The organism is Facilibium subflavum (assembly GCF_003574485.1).
Classification (GTDB): domain Bacteria; phylum Pseudomonadota; class Gammaproteobacteria; order Francisellales; family Francisellaceae; genus Facilibium; species Facilibium subflavum.
In genome coordinates this window covers 1-13721 of record NZ_QLIT01000092.1, presented here as the reverse complement: position 1 = coordinate 13721, position 13721 = coordinate 1, and the positions used below count along the sequence as shown (strand labels likewise).

The 13721-nt window shown below is 38.3% G+C and carries 15 protein-coding genes; 9 read left to right on the top strand and 6 right to left on the bottom strand.

Annotated features, from left to right (window positions below):
- The 3 genes from DNK84_RS14605 to DNK84_RS06360 form a co-directional block, all read left to right on the top strand.
- Positions 1 to 191 (top strand): hypothetical protein (locus DNK84_RS14605; RefSeq protein ID WP_208123265.1); only part of this gene is annotated, 191 nt, incomplete at its 5' end.
- Positions 191 to 724 carry an MGH1-like glycoside hydrolase domain-containing protein gene (locus DNK84_RS14600; RefSeq protein WP_208123264.1) on the top strand — a complete coding sequence of 178 codons (534 nt, stop codon included), beginning with the start codon at positions 191 to 193 and terminating at the stop codon, positions 722 to 724. The genes DNK84_RS14605 and DNK84_RS14600, both read left to right, overlap by 1 nt.
- 113 nt (positions 725 to 837) lie before the next feature.
- Positions 838 to 1272 carry a RidA family protein gene (locus DNK84_RS06360; protein WP_119343713.1) on the top strand — a complete coding sequence of 145 codons (435 nt, stop codon included), beginning with the start codon at positions 838 to 840 and terminating at the stop codon, positions 1270 to 1272.
- Between the two features lie 95 nt (positions 1273 to 1367).
- On the opposite strand, the gene DNK84_RS06355 is transcribed toward DNK84_RS06360, so the two are convergent.
- Together DNK84_RS06355 and DNK84_RS06350 are read right to left on the bottom strand one after the other, a co-directional pair.
- On the bottom strand, positions 1368 to 2315 hold the full coding sequence (locus DNK84_RS06355; RefSeq protein WP_119343712.1) for an acetyl-CoA carboxylase carboxyltransferase subunit alpha: 948 nt from the start codon (positions 2313 to 2315) through the stop codon (positions 1368 to 1370).
- 14 nt (positions 2316 to 2329) lie between these two features.
- Entirely contained in the window at positions 2330 to 3619 is a 1290-nt protein-coding gene (locus tag DNK84_RS06350; RefSeq protein WP_119343711.1) for an MFS transporter, read from the bottom strand.
- 199 nt (positions 3620 to 3818) lie between these two features.
- On the opposite strand from DNK84_RS06350, the gene mutS reads away from it, so the two are divergent.
- The 3 genes from mutS to DNK84_RS06335 all read left to right on the top strand — a co-directional run bounded on the left by mutS (position 3819) and on the right by DNK84_RS06335 (position 8250).
- The gene (gene mutS, locus DNK84_RS06345) at positions 3819 to 6401 is read left to right on the top strand and encodes a DNA mismatch repair protein MutS (RefSeq protein WP_119343710.1); all 2583 of its coding nucleotides are present in this window, start codon (positions 3819 to 3821) and stop codon (positions 6399 to 6401) included.
- 74 nt (positions 6402 to 6475) lie between these two features.
- Positions 6476 to 6937 (top strand): protein-export chaperone SecB, encoded by a 462-nt coding sequence (secB, locus tag DNK84_RS06340; RefSeq protein WP_119343709.1) that lies wholly within the window; start codon positions 6476 to 6478, stop codon positions 6935 to 6937.
- A 101-nt stretch (positions 6938 to 7038) separates the two neighbouring features.
- Positions 7039 to 8250 carry an amino acid permease gene (locus DNK84_RS06335; RefSeq protein ID WP_119343708.1) on the top strand — a complete coding sequence of 404 codons (1212 nt, stop codon included), beginning with the start codon at positions 7039 to 7041 and terminating at the stop codon, positions 8248 to 8250.
- Here the strand turns inward: DNK84_RS06335 and nudE are convergent.
- Entirely contained in the window at positions 8228 to 8755 is a 528-nt protein-coding gene (gene nudE / locus DNK84_RS06330) for an ADP compounds hydrolase NudE (RefSeq protein ID WP_235826843.1), read from the bottom strand. The two genes, DNK84_RS06335 and nudE, sit on opposite strands and share 23 nt — an antisense overlap.
- Positions 8756 to 8864: 109 nt before the next feature.
- Here nudE and DNK84_RS06325 point away from each other — a divergent pair, with 109 nt between their 5' ends.
- A complete protein-coding gene (locus DNK84_RS06325) occupies positions 8865 to 9179 on the top strand; it encodes a YqfO family protein (RefSeq protein WP_119343706.1) in 315 nt (104 codons plus the stop codon).
- A 111-nt stretch (positions 9180 to 9290) separates the two neighbouring features.
- Here DNK84_RS06325 and DNK84_RS06320 read toward each other — a convergent pair whose 3' ends face one another.
- A complete protein-coding gene (locus DNK84_RS06320; RefSeq protein ID WP_119343705.1) occupies positions 9291 to 10304 on the bottom strand; it encodes an aldo/keto reductase in 1014 nt (337 codons plus the stop codon).
- A gap of 59 nt (positions 10305 to 10363) precedes the next feature.
- Complete coding sequence (locus tag DNK84_RS06315) at positions 10364 to 11632, bottom strand: MFS transporter (protein WP_119343704.1); 1269 nt, start codon at positions 11630 to 11632, stop codon at positions 10364 to 10366.
- A 500-nt stretch (positions 11633 to 12132) separates the two neighbouring features.
- Here DNK84_RS06315 and DNK84_RS06310 point away from each other — a divergent pair, with 500 nt between their 5' ends.
- Entirely contained in the window at positions 12133 to 12786 is a 654-nt protein-coding gene (locus DNK84_RS06310) for a helix-turn-helix domain-containing protein (protein ID WP_119343703.1), read from the top strand.
- A gap of 23 nt (positions 12787 to 12809) precedes the next feature.
- Positions 12810 to 13172 (top strand): hypothetical protein, encoded by a 363-nt coding sequence (locus DNK84_RS06305; protein WP_119343702.1) that lies wholly within the window; start codon positions 12810 to 12812, stop codon positions 13170 to 13172.
- Between the two features lie 61 nt (positions 13173 to 13233).
- Here the strand turns inward: DNK84_RS06305 and DNK84_RS06300 are convergent.
- A partial coding sequence (locus tag DNK84_RS06300) for an IS5 family transposase (RefSeq protein WP_119343701.1) occupies positions 13234 to 13721 on the bottom strand: 488 nt, incomplete at its 5' end.

Sequence of the window (13721 nt, the reverse complement as noted above, 5' to 3'; positions counted from 1 at the left end):
ACAAATTCCGAATGCGCCCGGCATTATTTGATAGTGTATCCTCTAAAATCATGGGTGTGATGATCTACTTTACAAGCGACCAGGTTGCATTTTCTGCAACTGTGTTACCTTGTCTGGTCATCTTTTTTTTATTTATTGCGGTATATTACCGCTTAGCCCATAAATATCGATTTATTGAAAAGGAAATATAATGTACAAGAATACCTATATCCACAACCCACTTGTTAGTGAAAATATATTTAAGCACATACATTATGATAACCAATCACTCCCGCAATTTGAAAAGGCAAAGCATCATCATCAATTTCACCGCTATGATCTTGTGAGCACTGGACCTAACATCTTTCCCTGGGCAGAATGGCATTATTATAACTTTACACAAGACCAAAGCCGGCTTGAAAAAGTCTTCCCCGTGCTTGTTTCATATCACCAATGGTTGATGCAAAACAGAACATGGCCAGATGGCAGTTATTTTGCCAGTGGCTGGGCAACTGGTATGGATAATCAAAAATTTGGTGTTAACCGTTACCCTTTCGGACAAGACAATCTTGTTGACTTATATTGCGATATGACACAAAAGGATCCTGATGGATTCCCAACAATCACCTGCAAAGCACATAAACCGATGAAACTTAAAGTACACTTCCAAGGGCAGACTAAATACATAGCCTCTATTGATTACTTGACCGAAAAAAAGACGTCGCATGTCAAAATCACGCTATAGAAAGCTTCGTTATATTGATAAACCAGCCAATGATTATTTAAAGGTATTGAGAGTAATGCTATATACCTTACTTTTTTTAAAATGTTTCATAAAATAAATTCTGGAGAGATAGAATGGTAAAACACGCCACTAATAAAAATATATTAAGCCCTAAAACATTATTCAATAGCCACAACTGGGGGTTTAGCCAAGGCAGACGCATTAAAGTAGGAAATGTAGATATGATACATATCTCAGGCCAGGTTCCTTGGGATGAAAAAAGCACCTTAGTTGCAAACGACCTACCCAGCCAATTTTCTGCTTGCTTAGACAATGTTATCACTGTTGTTAAGGAAGCAGGTGGCACAAAAAATGATATCCAGCAATTGCGAATATACGTCGTTAATTTCAAATCAGGAAAAGATGCTGAAGTGATCGCTAAAATATTAAAAATGAAATTCAAAGATGCTGACTTTCCTGCATCAACCTGGCTGGGCGTTGAAAGCTTAGCGCAACCAGATTACCTGGTTGAAGTCGATGCAATTGCGACAATTATTAATAAAGAATAATACTATTTGTAAACCACTTTGCGGTGTTTAGCTGCCAAGCACTTTATGAAGATTGTGGTGAAACTGCAAAATTGTTTGCAAATGATATAATAGACTTATTCTTCAAATGCCCCAAAAGACATAAGTTTTTGATAACGTGTCTCTTTTCTTTTTTCATTATCCGCTTCAAGCAATTCTAATAATAATCGATCTATCGTTTTTTGGATTTCCTGGGCCGCCTGCTCAATATCTCTATGGGCACCACCTAAAGGCTCTTTGATCACTTCATCAACGATATTTAAAGACTTTAAGCGGTTTGCAGTAATCCCCATAATCTCTGCAGCATCAGCGGCCTTTTCTGCTGTTTTCCACAAAATAGAAGCACAGCCTTCTGGTGAGATTGTGGCAAAATAACTGTATTCTAGCATCACAAGCTTATCACCAACACCAATACCAAGCGCTCCACCTGAACATCCTTCCCCGATCACCACACAGATAACAGGCACATCAAGTTTCGCCATTTCCAATAAATTTCTTGCAATCGCCTCACTTTGTCCGCGCTCTTCGGCTTTAACACCAGGGTATGCCCCAGGTGTGTCGATAAATGTGATCACAGGCATGCCAAATTTTTCTGCCATCTTCATTAAACGAAGCGCCTTACGGTAGCCTTCAGGGTGCATCATCCCAAAATTATGGCGAAGCCGATCTTTGGTTTTTCTACCCTTTTCCTGACCAATCACCATGACTGGTTTATTATTTAAGCGTGCAATACCACCAATAACCGCCTTATCATCGGCAAAAGCGCGATCACCATGAAGTTCTTGAAAATCATCAAATATCTTATGCACAAAGTCTAAAAAATAAGGTCGCTGCGGATGGCGCGCAAGCTGAATAATCTGCCAATCTGTTAACGAACTGTATATCTTTTTCATCAGATCATTCGTTTTAGACTGCAGCTTGCTTATTTCATCCTGGATCTCTTTTGTATGGTTACTGGCGTTTGCCAAAGCTTCTATCTTTGCTTCAAGTTCCGCAATGGGTTTTTCAAACTCAAGAAATTCCATCATATATCCTATGATTATTCTACCTGACGCTTACAATACGTCTCTTTGACGAAAAATGCAAATATAATACTAATGATAAAGCCAATTAGCAAAATACTCATACCGAAATTTAATCCTGGTGCCGCCATTGACTCATACCCCATGGCATGGTTAAATTTCTCGGTTAAAACTCCAAATAATGGCATAGCAATAACCCCACCCCAAAGCAGTGAGTTCATCGACACAATACTTGTTGCAATCGCATTATTTTTCATGGGATTAATCTCACCGACCACAGGATATGCAATTGTTTGCGCACTTGTGACAAATCCTAGTAAGAAAAACAACACCGACAATGCGGTGACGCTTAGACTTAAGAACATAATCATTGCGATAATAACTACAGAAAAAATACCACCTAAAATCAAAGGCAGTTTACGTCTTTGCATTGCCTCAGTTAACCACCCCCAAAATGGGTATGCAAAAATCATGCCTAAAAAGATAAATCCTGTGATTGAACGGGCATCTAAGATACTAACACCATGTGTTTTCATCAGATACTCATTTGACCACATACCACCTAACATCCATGTACCGATGTTAATCAATCCCACATACAAACCACAAAACCAGTTCTGCGGTTTGGTTAAGACATTTTTAAAGGTTGTTAGAAGTGAGTCATTTTTAAGTGCTTCAACCTGTGCTTTACGTGCCTTATCACGGCTACTAGGCGCATTGCGCACAACGATGAAAATCAAAGCCGCCAGGCAAAAGCCAAACAGGCTTATTACTAACAATGTTTTTTGTAAACCTAACCAGTCTAATAAGTGCCCAACAGGTGCTTGTGCTGCATACCCACCTAACATGCCAATGGCAATAATTACACCAATAACAAATCCTATGCGATTGGCAGGAAACCAGTTTGTCGCAACGCGCACACAACCGATCAGGCTAAAACTTGCACCAAATCCCATCAATAATCGAGATAAAACAATCAAATAAATATTACTGGTTAATGAAAATAATAAGATGCTAGCTGCACACACCAAAAGCGCCAGACAGATGGCGTGTCTTGGTGAATAGCGATCTAGAATGTAAGCTGCTGGAATCAAGCACAGAATATTCGTGTAAAAATAAAGGCTTGAAATAAAGCTTACAGTGACTGGCGTTAAAGTTGGATAGGCATTCAAGATTGCTGGAGTTAATGTATTAAAGGCATTACCTAAACCAAACTCAAAAAAGAAAAATAATGAAACAATCAATACAACAAACCATGAGCGTACCAACGAAAAGTTCTTTGACTCTACCTCAGACAAAACTTGCATAAAATTTCCAATTAATTAAACCTCAAATTATGATCGCCACAATATACCAGAAAAATACATTTTTGACACCTTTATGATTATTTTTTACAAAATTTACAACTTAATTAACCAAACTGGCTTTCAGTGCAAAAAGATTCACGATGGGCTAAGAAAGCGTTATAATTTCTCTAACAATAAAGCGTAAAACCACGATACACACATGCCGCAAACACAATCACAGCACACGCCAATGATGCAACAGTATCTGAATATTAAATCCCAATACCCTGAAACTTTACTGTTTTACCGTATGGGAGATTTTTATGAGCTGTTTTACGAAGATGCAAAAAAAGCCGCCAGACTTTTAGATATCAGCTTAACCTCTCGTGGAAAATCCAATGGCCAACCCATTGATATGGCAGGTGTGCCTTACCATGCAGCAGAAACTTACTTAGCAAAACTGGTTAAAAAAGGTTATAGTGTTGCTATTTGCGAGCAAACTGGAGATGTGAACAATAAAGGTCCTGTTGAACGTGAAGTCGTGCGTGTTATTACACCGGCAACCGTATCAGAAGAAAGCCTGTTAGAACACACCGACAACAATATTATCTTAGCTATTTTCCATCGCAATAATCGCGTGGGGGTTGCCTATTTATCCTACACACAAGGCGATATTAAACTTTTTGAGTTTGATAAAAGAAAACGCCCACTTATTGATGAGCTTTCTCGCCTTCAACCTAAAGAAATCCTCGTATTAAATAGCTTTTATGATGCGTTTGAGCAAACACTTGTGCAACTGGAATGCTGTATTCAAAAGCGTAATGAATGGGATTTTCAATTAATGCCTGGTAAAAAACTATTAAAAGATATTTTTGGGGCAACTGCGATTACTGATGAGATTAACCGGGCAACACTTGGCTTATCTGCGGCAGCTGCATTAATCAACTATCTTATAGAAACGCAAAAATCCACTCCTCGCCATTTACGCTCTATCAGCATTGAACAAAATCAACACCTGTTGCATATTGATGCGATATCTCGTCGAAACTTAGAAGTTCAACATGCCTTATCTGGGAAAAGTTCACATACGCTTTTTTCGATGATTAATCAGTGCAAAACAGCACTTGGAAACAGACTTCTTAGCGCATGGTTTCAAGCACCAACACGTAACATGGATACTCTGCAAAAACGCCAGCAATCCATTATCGATTTGTTAGCACAAAACAAAATGGATCAAATACAACCCATATTGCAACATACACAGGATATTGAGCGCATCACCTCAAGAATCATGTTAAACACAGCCAAACCAAAAGATCTGGTTGCCTTAAGGCAAACCTTATCTTTACTGCCTGAGTTAAGAAAACATCTTCAACAACACAGTCATCCACATCTTATTCATCTGGCTGAACACTTAATATCACTGCCACATTTAGCCGAAATGCTTAATAAGGCAATCGTTAACGAGCCACCTGTTACCATCCGTGATGGCGGCGTCATCAAAAAAGACTATGATAGTCACCTCGATCAACTGCGCGATTTAAGCCAAAATGCAGGTGACTATTTAATTCAAATGGAACAGCGTGAGCGCCAGCGTACCGGTATTTCAAACCTGAAAATTGGATTTAATAAAGTCCATGGTTACTATATTGAAATATCCAAATCACAACATAAAGCGTTGCCTTGCGATTACATTCGCCGCCAAACCTTAAAAAATGCCGAACGCTATATTACCGATGAACTTAAACAATTTGAGGATAAAATACTCAGCAGTAAAGAAAAGGCATTAAGCTATGAAAAGCACCTCTATCAGGATTTATTGGATTGTATTGCTGCTGAATCAGAAATACTACATCAACTGGCTAAAACCATTGCTGAGATTGATGTTTTAAGCAATCTTGCAGAGCGAGCACAAACCTTAAAGCTTAGTTGCCCAAACTTTACAGATGATGCTTCTTTACAGGTTGTTCAAGGCCGGCACCTTGTGATTGAGAATATGTTGGATAAGCCCTTTATCGCCAACGATACCATGCTTTCTGCCAATCGCAACTTCGAGGTTATTACAGGCCCTAATATGGGTGGAAAATCAACCTATATGCGCCAGTTAGCACACATTGTCCTACTTGCACATATTGGCAGCTTCATTCCAGCAAAAAGCGCGCTAATTGGCCCTGTTGATGCCATTTACACACGAATTGGCGCGTCAGATGATATAAGCAGTGGTCGCTCGACTTTCATGGTTGAGATGACTGAATGTGCACATATTCTTAGAAATGCGACACACCAAAGCCTTGTGCTGATGGATGAGGTTGGTCGTGGCACAAGCACGTTTGACGGACTTGCACTAGCCACAGCCTGTGCAGAGAAATTAATTCAGATAAGCGCTTACACCTTATTTGCCACCCACTATTTTGAGCTGACCGAACTTGCAAATAAATATCCACATGTCAGAAATATTCACTTTGAAGCCACAGAGCATAAAAATGGCATTATATTTTTACATCATGCCAAACCAGGTGCTGCATTAAAAAGCTATGGCATTCAAGTGGCAAAGCTTGCGGGCCTGCCAAATGATGTCATTAAAAATGCGCATATGATTTTATCTGAATTAGAACAAAAAAATACAAGTCTTTGTGCTTCTGAGCAACAAAATCTGGACTTAGAAATACCTCATCAAAAAGAAGAAGATGATCAACTTGCACAATTAATTGAAACATTAAATAACCTTGACCCTAACACAATGACACCCATTGAAGCATTATCGTGCCTGTCTTCATTAAAATCCTTAGCAAATAACGGTTAATGGGCTTGGCCTTTTTATCTGCTTCAGGCATAATGTTTTTATTTAAAAATAAATCTCAATAACAGGAAAGAATAATGGAAAACAACTCACAAGACAAACAGCCAAACTTCATTATCCAAAAAGTTTTCACAAAAGATATTTCTTTTGAAGCACCAAACACGCCAGATGTTTTTAAATCTCAATGGAAACCTGAAGCTAATGTCAATGTTGATACACACTCAAACGCATTAGATAAAGATGTTTACGAAGTGGATTTAACCTTAACGGTCACGGTAAAAAATAATAACGAAACCGCTTATTTAATTGAGTTGACACAATCAGGTATATTCACGATGGAGAACATGCCAGAAGAACAACTAAACCCAATGCTTGCAGCTTACTGCCCAACAGCACTTTTCCCCTACGCAAAAGAAGCGATTGATAGTTTAATCAATAAAGGTGGTTTCCCGCAAATTAACCTATCCCCGATTAACTTCGATGCACTTTATATGCAAAAGCTTTCTGATCAACAATCCTCTGAAGCAACCCAACACTAAATTACGCTTATGCATAGACAACAGCAATATAACGTCTTTGGTGCCTCTATTGCTGTATTATCTACATCAGTTTTCTTCGACTAATCAAAGAGGCTAATATCATGCCAAAGAACACCTTAACTAAACAACTTGGCTGTATGATGATCGTTACAGGCACCGAAGTTGGTGCTGGCATCCTGGCCTTACCGATTATTACCGCAAAACTGGGATTTTTAGTCAGCAGTATCGTAATGCTGGCCGCCTGGTGCATCATGACCTATACTGCCTTACTTATTGCAGATATTGCCTTAACCATGCCCAAAGGTGCAAGCTTTGCTTCTATTGCAAAACGCACGCTTGGTAAGCCTGGCGCTGTCATCGCCTGGGTAAGTTTTTTATTGCTGATGTATTGCATCAGTGTCGCTTATATCTCTGCAGCAGCATCAGCCTTTAATGCACTTATTAGCAGTATCCCGCAAAATGCCTGGGCACTTATCTTTGTCGTTGTGTTTGGTGCAATCGTGGTTATTGGTACTACCGCTGTTGATTTAATTAATCGCTTTCTGCTTACTACAAAGCTAATTTTTCTTGTTATTGTATGCCTGGTATTTTTACACTATGTTTCACCTGAGAATTTAATCGTTTCTCCCATCCATTTAACAAGCACATTAGTCATTGCAATCCCTGTGATTATTACCTCTTTTACTTCGCATATTATTGTGCCTACATTAACTGAGTATTTGAATAAAGACGCCAAAGCGCTTTTTCGTGTTATCTTTTATGGCAGCTTAATTCCATTGGTTCTTTATTTTTTATGGCTTATTTCTGTATTAGGCGTCTTACCCCTTCACGGAAAAGTCAGCTTTATGGGCTCCATTTTTAATCATGTACAAATTGAATCTGCCAATGTCGGCGATATTTTACGTGCATTAAAAGAGAAGATCAGCACTTCTGTTGCCAACATCAGCATGAATGTATTTACAGATATATCAGTAATGACTTCTTATCTTGGGGTGAGTTTATCGCTTTACCACTTTAATATTGACAGTTATCGACTCAATCGCCTAAACATTAAAGTCAAGACATTGATCGCGGTTGTTTTAACTTTTATCATCCCGTTACTGGTCAATTTACTGGACCCTGATTTATTTATCAGCGCAATTGGCTATGTTGGCGTTTGTATTGCGGTATTGCTTTTAATCATGCCCGCTATTATTGCTTTTAAACTCAAGCAAAATGGCCAGCAATTTCATTATAAAATCAATCAAATACCAGCCTTGTGGGTTGTTGCATTTATCGCAGGGGTTTTAATTATTTTAATCCGTTTTTCTTAAGCCACTGTTGCCAGGCAAATAAAAGTGCAGCAAAGCTTCGGCATTCAATAAAACTTGCATCTTCAATAAGCTGATCTACTTTTGAAAGTGGATAAGGCACAACCTCCAAAGGCTCTGGCTCATCCCCAGGCAGTTTTTTTGGGTGTAAACCTTCTGCCTTAACAATAGAAATATTGTGCGCCATGTAGTTAGGTGATAAGTAAACATCTTTTAAAAAAGTATATTTTTCAGCACTATATCCCACCTCTTCCATAAGCTCACGATCAGCCGCCTCAAAGAGCTTCTCGCCCTGATCTATCGTCCCCTTAGGAAAGCTTAGGGTATATTGCTCTACGCCAACTGAATACTCCTTGACTAACAACACGGTATCCTCATCCAGCATTGGGATAATCAAGACTGCTTTATGCATCACTGTTGTCGGTGCAATGCGCTCAAAAATACGCTTGGCACCATTAGAAAAGGTTAAATCAATCTGCTCGATGCGAAATAATCGCGTCTCCGACAAGGTTTTCTTTGCAGTAATTTTAGGTAACTTAGGCGACATACATTGTATTTTTAACGTTTATCTCTTATAAAGTAATCATACATGGATTTAATTTTGGTTGTAAACATCTATGTACCAACTGGTGTATTATGTCCCTGGGTCACATCTTGCCATTACCAAGGAAAAACTCTTTGAAATCGGGGCGGGAAATGATGGCCAATACTGCTGCTGTGCCTGGCAAACCAAAGGCCAAGGGCAATTTCTACCCCAAGGCGATGCTAAACCTTATATCGGCCAAAATAATGAGATTAACTATGTTGAGGAATATAAAGTTGAGCTACTGGTGTCTGATAATTTAATTGAAAAAGCCATTGCGATCTTACAAGAACACCATCCTTATGAGACGCCCGCTTTTAGTGCATGGAAATTAGTATTTCATGGTTAAGAGTAAGTAACCAGCTAAGCATTATGAGTTAAATATAGGCACCCAACCTTTTTTATAAGTAAGTGCTAGCATTGACAGCCCCAGCGTTTTTGCATGTATCATATCTTAGTATTATTTGGTGTAAGCAAAGCGCTCCATTGCAGCTTCTGGATAACGATAACCAAACGCTTTTGGTAAATTATTTAAGGCCAGTAGGTCACTGTCAGAAAGCTTGATATCTATTGCCTGCATATTCTCTAGCAAATACTTTTCACGCTTAGTACCAGGGATTGGTACAACGTTTGCTTGTTTAAGCAACCATGCTAGCGCTAACTGTGACAATGTACAGCCTAATTTATGTGAAAGGTCAGTCATTTTTCCAATAATCACTTTGTTTTTTTCAAGGTTATCAGGTAAAAATCTAGGCAAATCCCTTCTAAAATCATCAGCTTCAAGCTCATCGTTTAAATGAATCGTTCCTGTTAAAAAGCCTCGCCCTAACGGACTATAAGCCACAAGCCCAATATCAAACTCTCTACAAAGAGTTAAAACACCATCATTCTCTACCCCTCTGCTCCACAAAGAGTACTCCGTTTGAATGGCTGCTAACAGATTTTGCTCATTGCTCTTTTGTAAAAACTTATATGCTTTCTCTATAGTTACTGCATTGGCTTCAGATAGGCCAATGTACTTTATCACCCCTTCTTTAGCAAGCTCCTGCAGTGCTACCATACTTTCTTCAATAGGGGTTACACCATCCAATCTATGCAAATAGTACAAATCAATATAATCTGCCTTTAGGCGATCAAGACTCTTGTAACAAGCCTCTTTAATATAACTGGCGCTTGTATCAACCCCTCTTTTGGTCAGGTCATTTTTATCTCTTATAATGCCGCATTTAGTTGCTAAAATAATATCATCCCGCTTATATTCATTGATAACGCTGCCAACTAACTGTTCATTTTTGCCAAATCCATAAGAATCAGCCGTATCGATCATGGCATGTTTTCCAACAAGCTGAATATAACGATGGATCGTTTTCCGAGCTTCATTATTGTCTATGCTTCCATAAAACTCAGAGCAACCCATTGCACCAAAACCAATGCTTGACGTTCTTAATTGACCTAAATTAACATATTTACTCATTTCATTTTTCTCCTTCTAGTAACTCTTTTAAATAACTTTCCAATGATTTTGGACATAATTTACGCTCTTTTTAATTTAGTTCGAATAGAGTGTTTCTTTTTGGCAAGAAAGACACTTAAATAAATTAACCATGCTGCCAACATAGCAAAACCACCCACAAAGGTTGTCATATATTGGCTAACAACTAGCAATTTCCCTCCCAACATCGTCACAATAATTGTCATCAATGCCTGTATAGATTGTGCCTTACCCAACAAAGCACCCTGTTCATTCATAGCGCCTCGACTTGAGATAGCCCCGAGTAAAGCAGGCAATGTAAAACCCATTGAGAATGGAAATAAAAAAGCCACGATATGCAAAAACCACCAATTGTGTGCAACTCCTATTCCCAAGGCGGCAAGCCCTGGCACAACTATCACCCAGCGCAAAATTTTTTCAGGTGATACCAATCTCAAAAACCGCCGCGCAATAAATATTTGCGTGCCTGCAAAAGTACCTCCCATAAAGGCCAGCATAGGACCTACTGTATGTGCTGTATAATTAAAATGAATAATTAAGAACGTAGGCAAAAACTGTAAGAATAAAGCCCAACCGCCAATGAAAATCAACCAAACCCATAAAATATCGTACGCTTTTCGATCTTTCAATGCATCTATAGTCAGCGTCAATCCTTTTAGGAGGTGTATCTTTTGCAAGCTACCACGATGACTAATACAGAGCGTTTCACGATAACCAAGATATAAAAATAGCCCAATAATAAACAAAATAGCCGTTAAAAAGTAAAAAGGTGTGCTGTAGTTAAACCCATGAAAGACTGTGTGATCTGACAGAAAGCTCCCCAGCGGGGCACCACAAACCCAGGCAAGGCCTAATGAAAGCTGAACCAAACTAATATTTGAAGCACGCGATTTTTCATCACTAACATCCACCATGCTAGCTTGTGCAACAGATACATTACCAGCAAATAAACCTAAAATAAAACGAGAGATAAAGAGCAATATATACGCATTAATAGTAATCGAAAAAGCAGTAAGAAATGTCGCCAAAATGGTACCAATAATCGTTACGAGTAAGACTGGCTTACGACCAAAATGATCCGACAAAACACCAAATATGCTTGCACTTAAAAATTGCCCCAATGGATACAACCCCAGTGCAATACCGACCGAAGTCAATCTTTCCGCATGAGTCCATGCCACTGGTAAAAAACCGGCAGATTTATTGACAAAAAGCTCTGGGAAAATTGTCGCCGCTATTGTAAACCCCATAAAATCTAAAAGTGCAACAAAAAATAATATGAATTTTGTTTGATTTTGACCTTTTAACATAATGACTCCATTTATTGGCTAGGCAGCACCTAACAACAACCTGCAATTGTAATATTTATTAAGGTAGCTCTCTAAGCCTTGTATATGACCATGGTAGCCAATATAACCATCCGGTCTGATTAAGCAGGCCCCTAGGTTTTCCAAACCCAGAGGCTTAATAATATTTTCATTTTCTGTATAAACCACCGATATTACTTCCGAAGATATCTCAATAAATTCAGTAGAAAACCGATTCTTATTTAAAAATAAGAAGCAACGAGATCATCATTTGTAATCTTATATTCAGGAACATTAAAGCTCATCCCTGTTATTAACACGGCCACGCACCCCTCGCTTTATCAGTGTTTAACTGTTTTGATTAAATTTATCTTATACAGAAAATAAATTAAAGTCAATAAGTATAAAGAAAACTTTATTTTTATATTGTATAAACACATTCCAATTGAACAGAGCATGCACTATAATATATGATACTTAAGATATATAAAGTATTGAGTTTAATGAGCAAGGAAAAGTTGCTGACCCTGGCAGACAGGCTCAACTATATCATTGAAAAATTAAACATCCGTATGGTTGACCTGGCTGCTGCAGCCAACACCACACCACAAAATATCAACTTTATCCGCAAAAATAACGTTAAATCATCTAAATTTACTTTTGATATTGCCAATGCATTAGGTGTTAACCCTGAATGGTTAGCAACAGGGGAAGGCGCTATTTTTATTGCCGACAAGCCAGAAGAGGTCTTTCTTACCAACCATGCATTGGTGCCCATTTTAAGCCATAATGAGATTATTAATACTTATATTCACCACAAATCATTAGAGTCCGTTGAGCAATACGCTGCTTTTGCAAAAAATCTGAATATCGCATTTGCAATCATGCAACCTGACGCATCTATGGCACCTGAAATTCCGGCATATTCAATGGTTGGCATAACAGAGGTTACAAGCGCACCTATAGAAGGGCAAATCTATTTGATTTATCATGATGAAATCAAAGCTTTAATGCTTCGTCGATATCAAGGCAGTCACTTCATCAGCAACCAACCAAATTTTTATAAAGAAATCAAGATGAAAAATAAAGTTTTTATTATTGGCATCGCCAAAACAATTGTTTACAATCTCCTTCACCCCTTAACAGCTAACAGCTAACAGCTAACAGCTAATGAAAATACATGAAAAACATCATCACAAAGCTAAAAAAGAAAATATCCTATAAACTGTCAGAAATCCCCAATCGATACCCTTACCGCATTAACCGTATATTGAGCTACCTCAACCCACATCAAGGTATCAGGATTACATTTCGTCATCAAACCAATAAGAATGTCAGTCAGTTTAATTTATGCAAAATAAGCGAGGTCAATGTAATTGATAAATTTCATCCCAAAGAGGCCTATATCATCGGTTTTGCTGCATGCTATGAACTACTGGCCAAGCAAAACGCCTTAACTGAGGAAGGTTTTTCACTCTGCAACAAGCATATTTCACAGTTCAACAATGACTATAGATCAGCAAGTAATGAGGTTGAAAAATGACACAAAAGCATTTTAATTTAAGCAAACCAAGCAAAATATTAGGTTCTGTGAACCAATTTTTTTACCGCATCCAAATCAAACTCCCAGAAAAGTTTAAAAATCCACTAAAACTGATTATTGTTTTATCAAATCTTGAAAAAACTCTACGAAAGTGCTTCAGCTTCGAAAAGAAACATTCAATCAAATGCCTTTCTTTGTAAATTTCCTTATCATACTCATGCGGCTCTTTTGCATTACTTCTTGGTGGGATGACTATATTACATCCTCTTTCAAGCAAAAATGCATACAAATCCTTTGAGTCATAAGCTTTATCCCCAAGCACATTTGCATCACGCACATCACTTAACAACGCTTTTGACTGGGTACTATCATGTACCTGTCCAGGTGTAAGGATGAACTTGATTGGCAAACCTAGCGCATCAACTAATGTGTGAATTTTCGTTGTAAAACCACCTTTACTCTTACCTAACGCCTGCGCTGAATTTCCATCTTTTTCATAGCCCGCAGCACATGCATGCGCTCTGACAATCGTCGAATCAATCATTACAT

Bases quoted from the DNA above. Each gene is read 5' to 3' on its own strand.
- secB (WP_119343709.1), top strand. From the start codon at position 6,476: ATGGAAAACAACTCACAAGACAAACAGCCAAACTTCATTATCCAAAAA.
- DNK84_RS06335 (WP_119343708.1), top strand. From the start codon at position 7,039: ATGCCAAAGAACACCTTAACTAAACAACTTGGCTGTATGATGATCGTT.
- DNK84_RS06360 (WP_119343713.1), top strand. From the start codon at position 838: ATGGTAAAACACGCCACTAATAAAAATATATTAAGCCCTAAAACATTA.
- DNK84_RS06320 (WP_119343705.1), bottom strand. From the start codon at position 10,304: ATGAGTAAATATGTTAATTTAGGTCAATTAAGAACGTCAAGCATTGGT.
- DNK84_RS06325 (WP_119343706.1), top strand. From the start codon at position 8,865: ATGTACCAACTGGTGTATTATGTCCCTGGGTCACATCTTGCCATTACC.
- mutS (WP_119343710.1), top strand. From the start codon at position 3,819: ATGCCGCAAACACAATCACAGCACACGCCAATGATGCAACAGTATCTG.
- DNK84_RS06315 (WP_119343704.1), bottom strand. From the start codon at position 11,632: ATGTTAAAAGGTCAAAATCAAACAAAATTCATATTATTTTTTGTTGCA.
- DNK84_RS14600 (WP_208123264.1), top strand. From the start codon at position 191: ATGTACAAGAATACCTATATCCACAACCCACTTGTTAGTGAAAATATA.
- DNK84_RS06350 (WP_119343711.1), bottom strand. From the start codon at position 3,619: ATGCAAGTTTTGTCTGAGGTAGAGTCAAAGAACTTTTCGTTGGTACGC.
- DNK84_RS06305 (WP_119343702.1), top strand. From the start codon at position 12,810: ATGAAAAACATCATCACAAAGCTAAAAAAGAAAATATCCTATAAACTG.
- DNK84_RS06355 (WP_119343712.1), bottom strand. From the start codon at position 2,315: ATGGAATTTCTTGAGTTTGAAAAACCCATTGCGGAACTTGAAGCAAAG.
- DNK84_RS06310 (WP_119343703.1), top strand. From the start codon at position 12,133: ATGAGCAAGGAAAAGTTGCTGACCCTGGCAGACAGGCTCAACTATATC.